At 53.3% G+C, this 16,463-nt stretch carries 15 protein-coding genes; 8 read left to right on the top strand and 7 right to left on the bottom strand.

The genetic code is table 11. The features are described from left to right. Positions 1-97 precede the first annotated feature (97 nt). Entirely contained in the window at positions 98-433 is a 336-nt protein-coding gene (locus ACZ5N7_RS12280; protein ID WP_464654503.1) for a helix-turn-helix domain-containing protein, read from the bottom strand. 473 nt (positions 434-906) lie between these two features. Beyond that, entirely contained in the window at positions 907-1,074 is a 168-nt protein-coding gene (locus ACZ5N7_RS12275; protein WP_464654501.1) for an anti-repressor SinI family protein, read from the bottom strand. Between the two features lie 460 nt (positions 1,075-1,534). Between ACZ5N7_RS12275 and ACZ5N7_RS12270 the strand changes: the two genes are divergently transcribed. Further along, positions 1,535-2,467 (top strand): alpha/beta hydrolase, encoded by a 933-nt coding sequence (locus tag ACZ5N7_RS12270; RefSeq protein WP_464654499.1) that lies wholly within the window; start codon positions 1,535-1,537, stop codon positions 2,465-2,467. 153 nt (positions 2,468-2,620) lie between these two features. Here the strand turns inward: ACZ5N7_RS12270 and ACZ5N7_RS12265 are convergent, their stop codons facing one another. Next, positions 2,621-3,904 carry an S-layer homology domain-containing protein gene (locus tag ACZ5N7_RS12265; protein WP_464654497.1) on the bottom strand — a complete coding sequence of 428 codons (1,284 nt, stop codon included), beginning with the start codon at positions 3,902-3,904 and terminating at the stop codon, positions 2,621-2,623. 266 nt (positions 3,905-4,170) lie between these two features. Here ACZ5N7_RS12265 and ACZ5N7_RS12260 point away from each other — a divergent pair, with 266 nt between their 5' ends. Beyond that, on the top strand, positions 4,171-5,028 hold the full coding sequence (locus ACZ5N7_RS12260) for a DUF72 domain-containing protein (RefSeq protein ID WP_464654495.1): 858 nt from the start codon (positions 4,171-4,173) through the stop codon (positions 5,026-5,028). Here the strand turns inward: ACZ5N7_RS12260 and ACZ5N7_RS12255 are convergent. Further along, complete coding sequence (locus tag ACZ5N7_RS12255) at positions 5,020-6,222, bottom strand: ornithine--oxo-acid transaminase (protein ID WP_464654493.1); 1,203 nt, start codon at positions 6,220-6,222, stop codon at positions 5,020-5,022. The two genes, ACZ5N7_RS12260 and ACZ5N7_RS12255, sit on opposite strands and share 9 nt — an antisense overlap. An 18-nt stretch (positions 6,223-6,240) precedes the next feature. Then, positions 6,241-7,164, bottom strand: a complete 924-nt coding sequence (locus ACZ5N7_RS12250) for a proline dehydrogenase family protein (RefSeq protein WP_464654491.1) — start codon at positions 7,162-7,164, stop codon at positions 6,241-6,243. A gap of 151 nt (positions 7,165-7,315) precedes the next feature. Between ACZ5N7_RS12250 and pruA the strand changes: the two genes are divergently transcribed. Both pruA and ACZ5N7_RS12240 read left to right on the top strand, forming a co-directional pair. Next, on the top strand, positions 7,316-8,863 hold the full coding sequence (pruA, locus tag ACZ5N7_RS12245) for an L-glutamate gamma-semialdehyde dehydrogenase (protein ID WP_464654489.1): 1,548 nt from the start codon (positions 7,316-7,318) through the stop codon (positions 8,861-8,863). A 151-nt stretch (positions 8,864-9,014) separates the two neighbouring features. Next, positions 9,015-9,140 carry a hypothetical protein gene (locus tag ACZ5N7_RS12240; protein ID WP_464654487.1) on the top strand — a complete coding sequence of 42 codons (126 nt, stop codon included), beginning with the start codon at positions 9,015-9,017 and terminating at the stop codon, positions 9,138-9,140. 329 nt (positions 9,141-9,469) lie between these two features. Here ACZ5N7_RS12240 and ACZ5N7_RS12235 read toward each other — a convergent pair whose 3' ends face one another. After that, the gene (locus ACZ5N7_RS12235; protein ID WP_464659260.1) at positions 9,470-9,880 is read right to left on the bottom strand and encodes a DUF2621 family protein; all 411 of its coding nucleotides are present in this window, start codon (positions 9,878-9,880) and stop codon (positions 9,470-9,472) included. 127 nt (positions 9,881-10,007) lie between these two features. On the opposite strand from ACZ5N7_RS12235, the gene ACZ5N7_RS12230 reads away from it, so the two are divergent. The 4 genes from ACZ5N7_RS12230 to ppnP all read left to right on the top strand — a co-directional run bounded on the left by ACZ5N7_RS12230 (position 10,008) and on the right by ppnP (position 14,972). After that, positions 10,008-11,135, top strand: a complete 1,128-nt coding sequence (locus ACZ5N7_RS12230; RefSeq protein WP_464654485.1) for a deoxyribonuclease IV — start codon at positions 10,008-10,010, stop codon at positions 11,133-11,135. A gap of 72 nt (positions 11,136-11,207) precedes the next feature. Next, complete coding sequence (purU, locus tag ACZ5N7_RS12225; protein ID WP_464654483.1) at positions 11,208-12,107, top strand: formyltetrahydrofolate deformylase; 900 nt, start codon at positions 11,208-11,210, stop codon at positions 12,105-12,107. 441 nt (positions 12,108-12,548) lie between these two features. Next, complete coding sequence (tkt, locus tag ACZ5N7_RS12220) at positions 12,549-14,567, top strand: transketolase (RefSeq protein WP_464654481.1); 2,019 nt, start codon at positions 12,549-12,551, stop codon at positions 14,565-14,567. An 87-nt stretch (positions 14,568-14,654) separates the two neighbouring features. Then, entirely contained in the window at positions 14,655-14,972 is a 318-nt protein-coding gene (ppnP, locus tag ACZ5N7_RS12215; RefSeq protein ID WP_464654479.1) for a pyrimidine/purine nucleoside phosphorylase, read from the top strand. 171 nt (positions 14,973-15,143) lie between these two features. Here ppnP and ACZ5N7_RS12210 read toward each other — a convergent pair whose 3' ends face one another. After that, on the bottom strand, positions 15,144-16,436 hold the full coding sequence (locus ACZ5N7_RS12210) for an NAD(P)-binding domain-containing protein (RefSeq protein WP_464654477.1): 1,293 nt from the start codon (positions 16,434-16,436) through the stop codon (positions 15,144-15,146). Positions 16,437-16,463 lie beyond the last annotated feature (27 nt).

Raw genomic sequence — 16,463 nt, 5'->3', positions numbered from 1 at the left:
GGCCGCGTGTGAGATACGCTTGAAAGGTTTACAAAGGGGCTGTTCCTTAACAAGGAACAGCCCCTTTTGCAATAAGATATGCGATGCTCTGCGTTACTCAAGACTTCGTTTGATTGGCTTTCCATCTATTATACTCCAGAAATTCTTCGAACTCGCGCTTCGATACTCCGGAGGCCATCGCTTCGCGGACAAGCTGAGTCCATTCTGGATCCAATTCAAGTTCAGAGGAAGTTACTTTAGGGGTATGTAGGAACGTCTCGATTGGCACATGCAGAACTTCGGATATTTTCTCGAGAAAATGAATGGAGGGATTGGACTGAATGTCCCTTTCTATCGTGCTAAGGTAAGACTTCGCTACACCGGCTTTCTCGGCCAACTCGGTCAGAGAGAGTCCCCTTTCGGTGCGAAGCTGTTTTACCCGTTTACCAATCATTGTTACTCCTCCTGAATCGAACCGTGGGTTAATAAATAAATAATTAAGAATAATAACATTGTACCAAAAAATAGCGCTTTTGTGCAGATGTTCCTTAATAATTCAATAATAATTCGATAACATAACCATACGGATACCGGTGAGACTCCATATGGCTAAAGCCTTAGAATCTTAGCCGGTTGGTACCGACCGCAGTCCGTTTCCGGCTTCATTTATATTCTTGTCCCATAGTTCGATTGTACCAGTTTGGAATATAACTGCAACAAAAATATGTTAAAATATAGGACAATTAGGCTGTCTTCAGACAGCCTAATTGTCCTAAGCCGATTTATTCCATGCCTGAAGGCGAGAACTCGCCGGCTGGATATTCTGCAAGCTCTCGTCCTTAGCTGCCAAGGGGAAAGAAGAAGGTCGGCTCACGCGGCGCGGACATACTGAAAACAACGGGGAAACTGCGCCTTATGTACGCCCGGTTAAGAATTGTAGAGGACAGATTCCTGGTCGGTTTTCTCTTGTGCCGAGGCTTCCCATAGGAACACGCGGATTTCCTCGATCGAAAAACCCATACTGCGTGCCTGCAGAATAAGATATGCCCATTCGTCATCCAAGATTTCATTAGTTTCGAGGTTGTTGAAATTCATGCCTTCCAGCACCTCCTTTATCTTTTTTCTTGTTAGTCAAAGACTACGGCGGTGTTCTACGCTAATGTTCTTCTGAGCTTCCATTATGTATCACTGATGTGGTGGTAATTGGGTACCGGGCACAACCGGATTGACGCGACCCATCATATGATTCGAAGAGCCTGCCCGGTTTGTGGGAGTTGCAATTGTAAATTTTTAATGAACATCCATCGCCTAAAATAGCAAAAAGCCCCAAGGGCAGGACTTTTTTTACACATAATAATGGTCTGCAAAAGCGCGCATATATTATTTACACCGGGAGCGGCCTTTTGAAACATCTTTTTTAAAAAAATCTTGACGCAAAAAAGCGGCTGGGAAGCTCTCTTGTATTTGGGAAATATCTGGAATATGATGTGGAGGGATAGGTGCCGAAAGCCTTCGGCGCAGCAATTTAAGCGAAAAGCTGCAGGAGAGTGTATGCATGAGCTGGATATGGTGGATTATAGCGGTTCTGCTGATTGCGATGGCCATTGTGGGTTTTTATTTTTCCGGATTGGTGATCAGAATCAAACTCGTCCCGAACGAGAATATTCTGCGGGATGAAATTGCGGCGGGCCGGATTGACAAGGCTGCTTTTGACGCGCTTACAAGAGAAGAGGTAACGATTCAATCGCCTTTCGGCTACAAGCTGTACGGGTTGTTTTTTCCGGTCGAGCGTTCCCGTAAAACTTTAATTATCGCCCATGGAGTGACCAGTTCTTTGTACGGTTCCGTGAAGTATATGAATATGTTTCTGAAACGGGGCTATAACGTGCTGATCTACGACCACCGCAGGCACGGAAGAAGCGGGGGAACCGATACGACATACGGGTATTATGAGAAGGTGGACCTCAAAGCGTGCACAGACTGGGTGCTGCAAAAATGCGGAGCGGACAGCGAAGTCGGCATTCTCGGAGAATCGATGGGAGCGGCGACGGCTCTGCAGCATGCAGCGATCGATCCGCGGGCGGCGTTCTATATTCTGGATTGCCCTTACTCGGACTTTTTCGCTCAGGTGGCGTACCGCCTGAAAGTGGAATACGGGCTCCCCGAGTTCCCTCTGCTTTTCATTGCCGACTTATTCGTCAAACTGAGATCGGGCATGTCGCTGCGGCAAATTTCGCCAATCCGGGACTTGGATGGCTTGACGACGCCTATGTTTTTCATACACGGCAAGGAAGACACGTATATTCCCCCGCAAATGAGCATTGACATGTTTAAAGCTAAGCAAGGGCTGAAGAAGCTCTATCTGGCTCCCAATGCAGACCATGCCGAGGCTTATTACAAAAATCCGGAGGAGTATGACCGTTTGGTCGGAGAATTTCTACAAGAGGTCGAGAGTGCCGGAAAGAGTTCGAAGACGGCGGTTGTCTGACCGGAGGTTATCGGTCCGACCGGCTGGTCATCTGCTCACCGAGTATCGTACATAATGCACCCGATAGATAGTAAAAGAGGCTGAGCGCGCAGGTTTCCTGTGCTACTCAGCCCGGATTTGTCAGTTCATCGCCATGCTCTTCCGGCGGCAGTCTTATTTATTTAGCTTGACGATCAAGCTGGATAAATAATACCCGCTGGGACGGTTGGATTTGGCGTCTCTAAGCTGGGTGATCAGGGTCATGCTTTGAATGCCGTTTAAAGGAATCGTCTTGGGCAGCTCTTCCGAGTGCAGGAAGCCTTGTTTGCCGTCGAACAGAAGGTTCAAATCCACCTTATCGTTGGACACGATGGACAGGGTAACCGAAGTGTAGCCGGCTGTGTTTATTGCAGTATTAATCTCCCCATCCTTGTAAAGGTCCTGCACAATGCCTCCCTTTCCGTCGAAGGCCTGCACCGGAGAAGGCGTTTGGCTCGGGTTCTGCCCCGGATAGTCAGGGACTGGTCTCGCGGAATTTGGCTGTTTCGGCTGCGGCTGCGCGGCTGTGAACACCGGAGCCGGAGGGAAGCTGGAATACTGTCCGATGACACCTTTGGCGGACAGGTAATTGAAGATCCGCTGGAGGATCGTCACAGCCTCCGCCCGGGAGATGGCTGACTGCGGCTTGAATTTTCCCTGCGCGTCGGCGGTCAGTATGCCGCTCGTATGCAATCCGGCTAAGGCACGCGCTTTAATCGCGGAGACGTCGTCGGTGATGCTGCAGCCTGTTGTATCCTTGATCATGTAAATCGGATAGATGGCGCTTTTGCCGTACAAGGAACCGTCCACCGCGCGACCCGTGGTCCCATATCTTCCGTCCGCCTGCACCGCGCCGCTTTGATCCTCTTGACGGGCGAATACCTTGAACTCCACATCTTTCATTGATGTGATCACGGAACACACCGCATTGCCGTTCTCCACATGATTGACCAAAGCCCCGTCAAAGAACACTCCCATCCACTCTGCGAACTGATACCGGCTTACCTGACGGTCCGGCTGAAACAGCAGCTTACCCGTATCGGGGTCATAAAATAAGCCGTTGTTAACAAACGTACCGTCGTACAAGTCGGAGATGTCATTATAAGCCCAATGATCCGCCGGCACATCGTTGAAGCCGGTGAGCTTGTTTGCGGCGCCCAGGTTCGGCCGGTATTTATCGAAAAGGCGGTGGATCATCGCAGTCAATTCCGCGCGGGACACTCCCCTGGCCGGATTGAATTTGCCGTCGGGCGGATAACCGTTGATAACGTTCCGGTCTTTCATGAAGTTGATTGAATCCAATGCCCAGGCGTACTGTTTATCATCGATGTCGATGAAGCCTGACGCGGCGCGGACGGGAGACAGCGGCGCAAGGAAGGCGAGCAGCAGCAGGGCTGCGAGAGTAGAAGCGAGCTTCATATGGTTATCCCTCCAAATTAATGGCTATGTACCGTTGGTTCTATTTTTATATCGGATTCTGTCCGTCGCATTGTTACTGCTTGCTTTTAGAGGTACTTTTTTTCGGGAGTCCGATGCTTATTTTTGAAATATAACCAGGCCAGGATGTTGACAGAGCGGCGTCTTTGGAGTAAAGGAAATAGAAGAAGGTGCCAACGTCCGCCTGCATTTTACGGCATAAGCCTTGAAGGCTGTCTCACTTTGGAAACACAGGGTGGTTTTTACGGATGGAGAAGAATTCGATTCAAATAGGGTTGGCGGGCTGGGGAGATCATGCGGACCTGTACGGGGAAGGAACCGGCGGCCGAAGCAAGCTGGAAATGTACAGCGCGTATTTTCCCACGGTGGAGGTGGACAGCTCGTTCTATGCGGTGCAGCCTCAGAGAAACTACACTAAATGGGTGGAGGAGACGCCTCCCGGCTTTGGCTTTCTCATCAAGGCATATCAGGGAATGACGGGGCATCTAAGAGGGAAGATTCCTTACGACAACCCGGAGGAAATGTTCCGGGAGTTTAAAAAATCCATCGCACCGGTTGTAGATTCCGGGAAACTGAAGGCCGTCCTGTTCCAATTTCCGCCTTGGTTTGATTGCACGTGGGAGAACGTGGACACGCTGCGGGGAGCCAAAAGGATGATGGAGAGCCTGCCCGCCGCGCTGGAGTTTCGACACCAGAGCTGGTTTACGCCGAATATGAGGGAGAAGACGCTGGCCTTTATGGAGCGGGAGGGCTGGATTCACAGCGTTTGCGACGAACCGCAGGCCGGCATCGGCTCGATTCCCGCTGTGCTTCATCCGACACACGAAGAGCTGACGGTGGTAAGGTTCCACGGACGCAACGTCCAGGGATGGAACCGGAACGGTCAGGACAATTGGCGGGAGGTGCGATATCTGTACCGTTACAGCGCAGAAGAGCTGCTGGAGTGGAAGGACAATCTGCAGCGGCTGTTGGAGAATACGAAGCAATTGTGCGTCATCTTCAACAACAATTCAGGCGGCCACGCGGCGGCTAACGCCAGGCAGCTGATTTCCTTATTGGGCCTGGACTATGACGGACTTGCTCCCAGGCAGCTGGATTTATTCTGACGGAACTGCGAATACATCGTGGATCCGCTCCATGGCCCAGTCCAGCTCCTCCTTCGTAATGACGAGCGGCGGGGCGAAGCGGATGATGTTCTCGTGGGTCTCCTTGCAGAGGAGGCCTTTTTCTTTGAGCGCTTCGCAGAAGGGGCGGGCCGCGATTGTAAGCTCGACGCCGATAAACAAGCCGCGGCCGCGGACTTCCTTGATGGCGGGATGAGTCATTGTCCGCAGCCGCCCGAGGAGATAGGCGCCGAGCGTAAGGGACCGTTCGGCTAGCTTTTCCTCTGCGAGCACTTCCAAGGCGGCGCACGCGACGGCGCAGCCGAGCGGATTGCCGCCGAAGGTGGAGCCGTGCGCGCCGGGTGTGAACACGCCGAGAATCTCGCGGTCGGCGGCTACGGCGGAAACAGGCAAGACGCCGCCGCCCAGCGCTTTGCCGAGAATGTAGAGATCGGGCACGACGCTTTCCCAATCGCAGGCCATCGCTTTTCCGGTGCGCCCGAAGCCGGTCTGGATTTCATCCGCCATGAACAGCACTTTGTGCTGGCGGCACAGCTCGCGGGCTTCCCGCAGGTAGCCGTCCGGCGGAATGACGATGCCCGCTTCGCCCTGAATCGGCTCTACTAGAAAGGCCGCCGTGTCGGGTGTTATGGCTCCGCGCAGCGCCTCGAGATCGCCGTAAGGGATGAGGCGAAAGCCCGGTGTGAACGGGCCGAAGCCGTCGCGGTACTCCTCTGTGGAGGAGAAGGAGGTGACGGTGACGGTGCGGCCGTGGAAATTTCCTTCGCAGACGATAATTTCCGCACGTCCGTCCGGAATGCCTTTGTGCCTGTAACCCCAGCGCCGAGCCGCTTTGACCGCGGTTTCCACCGCTTCGGCTCCTGTATTCATCGGCAGAATCGCCGGTTTACCGGTATAGGCGGCGAGCTTCGCATAGAAGCGGCTGAGCGGCTCGCTGTAAAAGGCCCGCGACGTCAGAGTCACCTGCTCGGCCTGATCCTTCAGTGCCTGAATGATCCGCGGATGGCGGTGGCCGTGATTGAGCGCGGAATACGCGCTGAGCATATCCATATAGCGGCGGCCCTCCGGGTCATCGACCCACACGCCGGAGGCTTTGGCGACGACGACGGGGAGCGGGTGATAGTTGGGAGCGCCGTATTTTTCCGTTTCTTCGATAATCTTTTTCGTCTGTGTCACTGGGATCCTCCTTTATGCTTACCTTTTGGCCATATTTTTCAATACGAACCATACATTCGCCGGCCTCTCCGCCAGACGCCTGACAAAATACGGGTACCACATACGGCCGTAAGGAACGTAGCATCTAACCTTATAGCCTTGGGAAGCGAGGTGGGCCTGAAGCCCGGTCCTGATTCCATACAGCATCTGGAACTCGAAGCGTGAGCTGTCTATGTTACCGGCGTATGCCTTGGTCCATTCGATGATCTCCTCGTCATGGGTCGCCACTGCCGTATAGGCACCGCTGTCCAAACACGCGGCGATCAGCCTGCGGAAATTGTAGTTCACCTCCCACATCTCACGGTAAGCGATATTCTCAGGCTCTTTATAAGCGCCTTTTACCAGCCGGAGACTGATTCCTACGTCCGTCAGCTGCCTCGCATCCTCGTGGGACCTGTACAGGCTGGCTTGAATGACGGCGCCCGCATTGCCCAGCCCTTCTTGGTGAAGGCGTCTCACAATGTCTATCGTACCGTCGGTGTAGGGGCTGTTCTCCATATCCAGTCTTACAAAATTGCCCAACTCGCGGGCCCGCACAACGACGCTGCGGATATTCGCGAAGGCCGCTTCCCGATCCAGAGCGAGGCCCATTTGCGTGGGCTTTAGCGAAACATTGGAGCGCAATTTTTCCCGTTCAATGGCTTCCAGCAGCTTTATATACTCGTTCCGGCATGTCCTCGCCTCCCATAAATCCGAGACTCCTTCGCCCAAATAGTCTAAGGTGGCGTGTATCCCCTGTTCGTTCAGCAGACGGACCGCCTGCATCGCTTCTTCCATAGTTTCCCCGGCAACGAATTTTCCTGCGCCCAGCTTCATTCCGAACTTGAGAGCAGCCGCTTCGGCGGCTTTATTCCCTGCAAGAGCCAGCAGCATTCCGCGAAATATTCTTGTTTTAAAATCCATATGCTCGAACTCCTATCCATGTTTGTTCATTCCAGTGCATTTTCCGTCGTAGTGGCGTCCTGATTATTTCCTGCTAATTTCTATATATGTGTCATACATATTAGTAGACACCGCAGCGCACCAGAAATTCGCAAGGGAGATGAAAGAGAACATGATGGAGCCGTTCCGCAACGAACCTTTCACCGATTTCACAGACGGGGACAATAAAAAATCCTTCCGGGCCGCATTAGACCAGGTTACGCGGCAGCTTGGACAGGAGTATGCCGTTATTATAAGCGGGGAGCGTATTCTCACCGGCCGCAAATCCGCTTCCATCAATCCGGCGCGAATTTCGCAGGTGATCGGGGAAGTATACCAGGCCGATAAGCCGCTCGCGGACAAAGCCGTTAGCAGGGCAGCGGAGGCTTATGCGTCATGGTCGCGGGTGAAGCCCGGCCAAAGAGCGCGCTATTTATACAAAACGGCGGCGCTGCTAAGGCAGAGAAAGTATGAATTCTCCGCCTGGATGGTGCTGGAGTCCGGCAAAAGCTGGCAGGAAGCCGACGCGGATACGGCTGAGGCGATCGATTTTCTGGAATTTTATGGCCGCGAGATGGAGCGGCTGGGAAGCAGGCAGCCGCTCACCCGGATTCCCGGCGAGGATAACGAGCTGACGTATATTCCGCTGGGCGTCGGCATTGTGATCCCTCCCTGGAATTTCCCGTTGGCGATTACGGTTGGCATGACCATGGCTGCCGTAGCGGCAGGCAATACGGTGGTGCTGAAGCCGGCCAGCCCCACCCCCGTCATAGCGGCGAAGTTCGTCGAGCTGCTTGATGAGGCGGGCCTGCCTGACGGCGTGGTCAATTATTTACCGGGGGCGGGCGGCGAAATCGGAGACACGCTGGTCGACCATCCGCTGGCCCGGTTCGTTTCTTTCACCGGTTCGAGGGAGATCGGGCTGCGCATCAATGAAAGGGCCGCCCGCGCCCAGCCGGGCCAGAAGTGGATCAAACGGGTCGTCGCGGAGATGGGCGGCAAGGATGCCATTGTCGTGGACAGCGGCAGCGACCTGGAGCTTGCAGCCGAGGCAATCGCCGCTTCCGCTTTCGGCTTCTCCGGCCAAAAATGTTCCGCTTGCTCGCGCGCAATTGTTCATTCTTCTGTGTATAACGAGGTGCTGCACAAAGTTGTGTCGCGCGCTCAGGCTTTGCGTGTCGGCGATCCCGCAGATCCAGCGTGCTTCACCGGGCCCGTGATTGACAACAACGCCTACAAGAAAATTCAGCAATACATCGAAATCGGGAAAAAGGAAGGACGGCTGGCGCTCGGAGGCGGCACGGGAGACGAGTCGGGGTATTTTATCGAGCCGACCGTTTTCGCGGATGTGCATCCTGAAGCCTGCATAGCCCAGGAAGAAATATTCGGGCCGGTGCTCGCTTTTATCAGGGCGTCTTCCTTCGAGCATGCACTGGAGATCGCCAACAATACCGATTACGGCCTGACCGGCTCGGTGTTTTCGCTGAGCAGGACGAATCTGGAAAAGGCCCGTGAGCAGTTCCATGCAGGCAACCTTTATTTCAACCGCAAATGCACGGGAGCCCTGGTCGGCGTCCATCCCTTCGGCGGCTTCAACATGTCGGGGACGGATTCAAAAGCGGGAGGACGTGACTACTTGCTGCTGTTCACACAGGCAAAGGTCGTTTCCGAACGGATGTGACTGCCAATATTTGTGCGTTTCGTTATAACGAACAATGCTTTATAATAAGATTTAGTAAACGAAGTGTATGGAGAACACTTGGTTTGCAATTACGGATAAATTTTTCTTCTACTTTGTAGAACCCTCTTCCCTGCACGGGAGGAGGGATATTTTGTTTTATGGGCGGCATATAGATGTAGCAAGTCGGCTGCTGCAGCGGGTTGTAAAAATTCATGAAACCGCTGCCCGGCCCCATCCGGAGGAGTGGAGCATCCACAATACCGCATTAGCGGAATAAAATTCCTCTAATTTCGGGAAATAGTCAGGGGAGGGAGGACAGCTTGAGGAAAGCGACTGGATTAGTCCCGTCAGGGGAAATTCTGTGGGAGCAACCGGTAAATAATGCAGGAAGCGGGAAGTCCGGAGTAAATTCAAAAAAAGAAAAAGGGTGTGAGGTGGTTAAGTTCATTTGCCGCCTTTAGTGTCATTTTTCCCGATGCTTAACCTCATCAAGAAACACGATACAACACCGCTGGTGCCCCGTACCCTTTTCTTCCCACGCGCAATAGTTTGCTTTACTTCAACGGACGTCGCCAAGCTTTTTCCTAAAACGCAGTCTGTAACGGGTCAGCCGAGCAGGTGCTTATACGGGCTGTAATCGATGTTATTTTTTTCCAGAAATGAAATTAAGCTGTTGTAGTCTCTCTTCGGAGTAGCCAGGATATAGCCTTCCAGACAGTGCGCTTTCGTTACTTCTTTCGCGCCCCGCTCCAAAGCGAGCTGGCCGATTCTGGCGGCTATCGAATGCTTGGCGATGTCACGAAACGGCGTCGGTACGGGAGAAACCAGCACATCGAGGAATTCCTTTGTCTCGTCGGTCCACAGCTCTCTCGAAGCCTCTACATAATGGTTCTGCCAATCCAGCTTGGACTTGCCGTCCGCCATGGGGAGCACTTTGAGAAATTTGCGGAACATAAAAAAGCCGCCGACCGAGATAAACGCAACCAGCACAAATACCCAGAAAAAGATAAACCACATAAAAGGAACGCTAGGAGCACTGCTCAAGATAGTTCACCTCGGCAACATTATACCTTATTTCTAGATTTATTTCGAGATTGCTAGTAAAATAAGAGGCAGTGCTAAATTGTAAAGGAGGCATGCTGGTATGCCAAAGATTGGTTCACACGTTTCTTTTTCCAATAAAGGATTGATTACCGCCGCAGAGGAGGCGATTTCCTACGGCTCGGGTACTTTCATGATTTATACCGGCGCACCGCAGAATACACGCCGTAAGCCTATAGAAGATATGTCCGTCGAGGAAGGCAAGGTTTTGATGGACAAGCACGGAATTGACGAAATCGTGGTCCACGCGCCGTATATCATCAACCTGGGATCGTTCAAGGAGGATACGTACGAGCTCGCGGTCCGTTTCCTGCAGCAGGAGATTCACCGCACGCATTATCTGGGGGTCCGAAACATCGTGCTGCATCCCGGAGCTTACACGGAAAAGGACCCGGAGTACGGCATCGCCCGTATTGCCGAAGGCTTGAACGAAGTATTGGATGGAGTGAAGGAGACGAATGTTAATATTGCCTTGGAGACGATGGCGGGCAAAGGGACTGAAATCGGAAGGAGCTTTGAAGAGCTGGCTTCGATTATAGAAAAGGTGACTCATAACGAGCGTCTCACCATCTGTATGGACACCTGCCACATCCATGACGCTGGCTATGACATTGTGGACAACCTGGACGGGGTGCTGGAGCATTTTGACAGCATTATCGGCTTAAACCGGCTGGCTGTGGTTCACTTGAACGACAGCAAGAATCCGAGAGGCGCCGGCAAGGACCGCCACGCTCCGGTGGGCGCAGGGATGATCGGCTTCAAAGCGATGAATGCGCTGGTGGGCCACGAGAAGCTGGCTCATCTGCCGATGATTCTGGAGACTCCCTGGATAGGCAAGGACGACAAGAAGCAACGCCCGATGTATGAGGTGGAGATCGCGCTCCTAAGCGGGAAAGTGCAGGAGCGGTTCGGCGAAGGATTCGTGGCGGATGTGGAGAAACTGGGAGATTTCTTTAAAAAGAATGAGATCGATTCACGCGCATATATTTTAACGACATGGGATTTGCTGAAGAATGACGCGAAAGCGAAAAAGGAAGACAAGCGCGAGCCGATGGAACGTTTGTACGATATGGTGGAGGACGAAGGATTGTTCCCTGAGCTGTCGGAAGAACAGGTGAACCAGCGGATTACCGTATGGCTGTCGGGGGAAGAAGCTTTGCAGACCGTTTAGTTGGAATTTATAATGTCTAGAACAGCGGCGTCAAATGAAAAGCCGCACGAATGGATGGAGGAGTTCAGTCAGATGGGTTCCATGAGTACCGCAAGAGACCGCAAGCAGGGGATCGATTACAGCAAGAGGGCGAGGATGCTCATTTCCTGTCCGGACCAACCGGGCATTGTCGCGGCGGTTTCGAGATTTTTGTTTGAGCAGGGTGCGAATATCGTGCAGTCCGACCAGTATACGATGGATCCGGAAGGCGGGATGTTCTTCATCCGCATCGAGTTTGACCTAGAGCTGCTTCAGGAACGGCTGGAGGAGCTTGGTTCAAGCTTCGCCGCGGTGGCGCAGGGGTTCCGGATGGAGTGGAAGCTGACGACGGCCGCCAAGAAGAAGCGGATCGCCGTGTTCGTCTCCAAGGAGGATCATTGTCTGCTGGAGCTGCTGTGGCAGTGGCAGGCGGGCGACCTCAATGCAGACATTGCAATGGTGGTCAGCAACCATCAGGATATGAGAGATATCGTGGAATCGATGGGGATTCCTTTCCACTATATCCCTGTCACGGCTGACACCAAGGCCGAAGCCGAGCGGCGGCAGCTTGAGATCATCGATGAAAGCATCGACCTGATCGTGCTTGCCCGGTACATGCAGATCGTTTCGCCGAAGTTTCTGGAGCACTACCGCAATAGGGTGATTAACATTCATCATTCCTTTCTCCCGGCTTTTGTCGGCGGCAAGCCTTACGCGCAGGCGTATAACCGGGGCGTGAAGATTATCGGGGCAACCGCCCACTACGTGACGGAAGAGCTGGACGGGGGCCCGATCATCGAGCAGGACATCCAGCGCGTTAGCCACCGTGACAACGTCGAGGACTTGAAGCGGATCGGCCGCGTGATCGAACGCACCGTGCTGGCCCGGGCCGTTTCATGGCACGTGGAGGACCGTATTCTCGTGTTCGAGAATAAAACGGTAGTATTTAATTAACTGCGATAGCTTTTTATGTGGGTAACATTTTTTTGAAAAAGCATGAAAAGCATGAAAAGCATTAGAAAGAAGCCCTTCGGGGCTTTTTTTGTGGAATAGACAGGATTTGGCGAATTTGATTATCTCCTCTATGGGCTGGAGGGGAAGCATTGTATTTTATACAATTAAAGTTGAGCGTTTCACAAGCAGGCGAATACTTTTCAATCCATTTGAAGCTTCCCTAACCACATTATACCACAGCCCGTTAAGGCACTGGACTAGCGGGTTTTTTATTTGCCGGAAATTGTTGTATATTAAAAAAAACGGCTGCGACATCGATTAAGCAATAACCGTTTGAGCATGCTTTTCCAGGTTGTTGTGGCGAAGCCTCAAAGCAAATGATACAATAATGCTATTGCGCAGGCAGACAAGGATTTACAATTTAGAGGAGGTTTTAGTTTCATGACTGTAACCAAAAAAACGGTGCAACAGCTTGCCGTTGACACGATTCGAACTTTAGGCATCGATGCGATCGAAAAAGCGAATTCCGGCCATCCGGGGATTGTAATGGGAGCCGCGCCTATGGCGTATGTACTGTGGACTCAGCAGATGAAGCATAATCCGGCCAATCCGCAGTGGATCAACCGCGACCGTTTTGTGCTTTCTGCGGGGCACGGCTCTATGCTGCTGTATGCGCTGCTGCATCTGTGCGGATACGACCTGCCGATCGAGGAGATTCAAAATTTCCGCCAGTGGGGAAGCAAAACTCCGGGCCATCCGGAATTCGGCCACACGGCAGGCGTGGATGCAACAACCGGTCCTTTGGGACAAGGGGTGGCGATGGCTGTCGGCATGGCGATGGCTGAAAGCCATTTGGCGGCTACATATAACAAGGATGACTTTAATGTGATCGATCACTATACCTTTGCACTTTGCGGCGACGGGGACATGATGGAGGGTGTATCTTCCGAAGCGGCATCTTTGGCGGCCCACCTCAAGCTGGGCAAATTGATTATGCTTTACGACTCCAATGACATCTCTTTGGACGGGGAGTTAAGCATGGCGTTCAGCGAGAATGTGCAGAAGCGTTTTGAGGCTTACGGCTGGCAGGTGCTTCGCGTGGAGGAGCAGAACGATCTTGCCGCCATCAACCGTGCTATCGAGGCGGCCAAGGTGGAGACGAACCGTCCGACTTTGATCGAAGTGAAAACAACGATCGGTTTCGGCTCACCGAACAAGGCGGGCAAAGGCGGACACGGAGGAACTCACGGCTCCCCGCTCGGACCGGACGAAGTGAAATTGACCAAAGAGGTGTACCAATGGGCGGATCACCCGGATTTCTATGTATCGGAAGAAGTGCGGGAGCATTACAACGAAGTGAAAGAAAAGGGAATCCGGACGGAGAAAGAATGGAAGTCCATGCTTGAGCAGTACCGCCAAGCGCATCCGGAACTGGCCAAGCAGTTCGATATGGCGGCTGCGGGAAAACTTCCCGAGGGATGGGATGCCGATATTCCGGTTTATGCGCCAACCGATAAGGCGATGGCGACCCGCGTTGCTTCAGGCAACGCACTGAACGGCATCGCCAAGAATCTTCCCACATTGTTCGGCGGTTCCGCAGACCTCGCTTCTTCGAACAATACGGAAATCAAAGGCGCCGCTGTCTTCCATGCCGAGAATTATTCCGGCCGCAACATTTGGTTCGGTGTCCGTGAATTTGCGATGGCAGCGGCCATGAACGGAATTTCGCTGCACGGTGGAGTGAGGATCTTCGGAGCCACCTTCTTTGTCTTCTCCGATTACCTGCGCCCAGCCGTCCGTCTGGCTTCACTGATGAAGCAGCCGGTCATCTACGTGCTGACGCATGACAGCATCGGCGTCGGCGAAGACGGACCGACGCACGAACCGATCGAGCAGCTGCCGGCTATGCGCGTCATTCCAGGGATTACCGTGCTGCGTCCCGCAGACGGCAACGAAACGTCCCAAGCCTGGCGCTATGCTATCGAGAATCAGGAAGGACCGGTTGCTCTGGTGCTGACACGCCAGAACCTGCCTATTCTCGAAGGCAGTGCCGAATTAGCCAGAGAGAACCTGAAGCGCGGGGCTTATGTGCTGTCGGAAGCGCCCAATGGCAAGCCGCAGGCACAGCTGCTCGCTACCGGATCGGAAGTGCAGCTGGCTGTAGCCGCACAGAAGAAGCTTGCGGAAGAAGGCATTCAGGTCCGTGTCGTCTCGATGCCGAGCCTTGAACTGTTCGAGAAGCAGTCCAAGGAGTACAAGCAGTCCGTCATTCTGCCGGATGTGAAAGCCCGTCTCGCGATTGAAATGGCTCAGCCATTGGGTTGGGAGCGTTATGTCGGAGACCAGGGGGATGTTCTGGGAATCACTACGTTCGGAGCATCCGGTAAAGGCGACCGTGTCATCCAGGAGTACGGCTTCACTGTAGATAACGTGGTAGCCAAAGTCAAGGCTCTGCTGTAACACGCCGCAGCGTCCGGTTTTGTAAGCCGGGATCGATGCCGTCAGCGTCATGCCAATGCAATGGTGAATCGTGGGGAGGAACCGACAATGGATCAGTTTAAAGGAGTTACAGTACAGAAGAAGGCTAACGTTTATTTTGAGGGTAAAGTAACAAGCCGCACCATACTTTTCGAAGACGGGACTAAGAAAACCTTAGGCATCATGCTTCCGGGAGAGTACGTGTTCGGCACCGACCTCAAAGAGCATATGGAAATTGTGAGCGGAGACTTGAGGGTCAAGCTTCCGGACCAGCCTGAATGGCTGGAGATCCGAGGATCCGGGGAATTTACGGCTCCCGGCAAGGGCCAGTTCAGTCTGGAAGTACTCTCGGTCACCGACTACTGCTGCTCATACATCGAGGAATAAAAACAGTCATGACCGACCAGTTCGGCTTTGCTTTTCAAAAAAAACCGGTGCGGCGCATTATGCGCACACCGGTTTTTGGTTGTATAGGAAATTATGATTTTCGGCGGTTGTGGATAAATGTAGATAAGCGTTGTGCAACCAGCACACGCTACTCTCCGCGGCCGCTCCGCTTTACTGCGAAACTTTGCGCAGATACTGCTCCAGTTTGATGCGCACATAAGGCGTCATTCCGGAGATCATGCAGCCGTATGTATACTGGCCGCCCTTGACTACCGCGCGGATGATTTTACTCGTAATCGGCGGCAGCTCCGCATCCGGAGGAAAATGGATGACCACGAACATGTCCTCGGACAGCGGGATGGAAGAAACGATCTGCATACCCGCATCGGAAAGGTCGGTCAGTGTTCCTTCGATTGTCTGGCCGGAATAAGAGCCTTCCTGCTCCCATTGGTGGACGGCAAGCAGCAGCTTCACGTTCATCGGTATTCGCACACTTTTGCGGCGCTCTTGGAATTCGGCTTCGCCTTCGTCTTCCTCGCGCTTGATCACCTGAAGCTTCATCCAATCCTCGTAGCACTGTATCACCGAGCAGAGGTCGGAGTCAGCGAGCCCTTTGCTGTAGCCCATCTGGAACAGCGAAGAGGCCGTCTTCAGCATAGGCGTGGGCAGCTGGAACTGACCGCTCAGATCGGAGGCCAGCAGCAGATCCTTCAGCATGAGGCCAAGGGAGAACTGGGTACTGAAGTCGCGGTTTACGATCTTGCTTCCTTTTAGCTCCGCTTGCCTGCTGTTGCCGGAGCCGTTCAGCACGACCTGCAGGAAAGCTTCGGGGTCAAGGCCGGCCCGCGTGGCGATGGCGAGCCCCTCTGCCAAGCCCGCCATGTTGATGCCGACCATCGTGTTATGCGCCAGCTTGGCGTAGGAGCCGGACCCGGACGGGCCCATATGGATGATTTTGCTGCCCATTGCCGAGAGCACTTCCCGGCTGTCCTCCAATGCTTCAGCGTCCCCGCCGACCATGAAAATCAGCGTGCCGCGCTCAGCGGCCGGTTTGCTTCCGGTCACAGGCGCATCCAGGAAGGCTGCGCCCGAAGCCGCAAGCTCCTGGTGCAGCTTCTGGCTCGCAGCGGGAGAAACGGTGCTGGAATCGATGATAATTTGCCCCTCCCGAACTCCCTTCATTATGCCGTTCTCTCCATGGAACACCTCAAGCAGAACGGAATCGTTGCTTAACATCGTAATTAAAATATCCGATTTGCCGGCCGCCTCTGCGGGCGTTTCCGCTTTCCTCGCTCCCAGGGCGGCCAATTCATCCGCTTTTTCCGCTGTTCGGTTGTATACAGTGACGCAGTAGCCTTTTTTAAGCAGATTCGTCGCCATGGGACTTCCCATCGTGCCAAGACCGATAAACCCGATTGTCTTCAATGCAATCACCTCGTATGAATGGTAATCCCATTGTAGCATTTTGAATACAGGCTGGGGAAGGACTGG

The organism is Paenibacillus sp. JCM 18996, from assembly GCF_055392555.1.
Note: the sequence above shows the minus strand (reverse complement) of the source record. Positions and strands in the feature narration are given on the sequence as shown.

Coding starts and splice junctions, on each gene's coding strand:
- ACZ5N7_RS12280 (WP_464654503.1), bottom strand. CDS start 433: ATGATTGGTAAACGGGTAAAACAGCTTCGCACCGAAAGGGGACTCTCT.
- ACZ5N7_RS12230 (WP_464654485.1), top strand. CDS start 10,008: ATGCCAAAGATTGGTTCACACGTTTCTTTTTCCAATAAAGGATTGATT.
- purU (WP_464654483.1), top strand. CDS start 11,208: ATGGGTTCCATGAGTACCGCAAGAGACCGCAAGCAGGGGATCGATTAC.
- ACZ5N7_RS12250 (WP_464654491.1), bottom strand. CDS start 7,164: ATGGATTTTAAAACAAGAATATTTCGCGGAATGCTGCTGGCTCTTGCA.
- ACZ5N7_RS12260 (WP_464654495.1), top strand. CDS start 4,171: ATGGAGAAGAATTCGATTCAAATAGGGTTGGCGGGCTGGGGAGATCAT.
- ACZ5N7_RS12210 (WP_464654477.1), bottom strand. CDS start 16,436: ATGCTACAATGGGATTACCATTCATACGAGGTGATTGCATTGAAGACA.
- pruA (WP_464654489.1), top strand. CDS start 7,316: ATGATGGAGCCGTTCCGCAACGAACCTTTCACCGATTTCACAGACGGG.
- tkt (WP_464654481.1), top strand. CDS start 12,549: ATGACTGTAACCAAAAAAACGGTGCAACAGCTTGCCGTTGACACGATT.
- ACZ5N7_RS12235 (WP_464659260.1), bottom strand. CDS start 9,880: ATGTGGTTTATCTTTTTCTGGGTATTTGTGCTGGTTGCGTTTATCTCG.
- ACZ5N7_RS12265 (WP_464654497.1), bottom strand. CDS start 3,904: ATGAAGCTCGCTTCTACTCTCGCAGCCCTGCTGCTGCTCGCCTTCCTT.
- ACZ5N7_RS12270 (WP_464654499.1), top strand. CDS start 1,535: ATGAGCTGGATATGGTGGATTATAGCGGTTCTGCTGATTGCGATGGCC.
- ACZ5N7_RS12275 (WP_464654501.1), bottom strand. CDS start 1,074: ATGAATTTCAACAACCTCGAAACTAATGAAATCTTGGATGACGAATGG.
- ppnP (WP_464654479.1), top strand. CDS start 14,655: ATGGATCAGTTTAAAGGAGTTACAGTACAGAAGAAGGCTAACGTTTAT.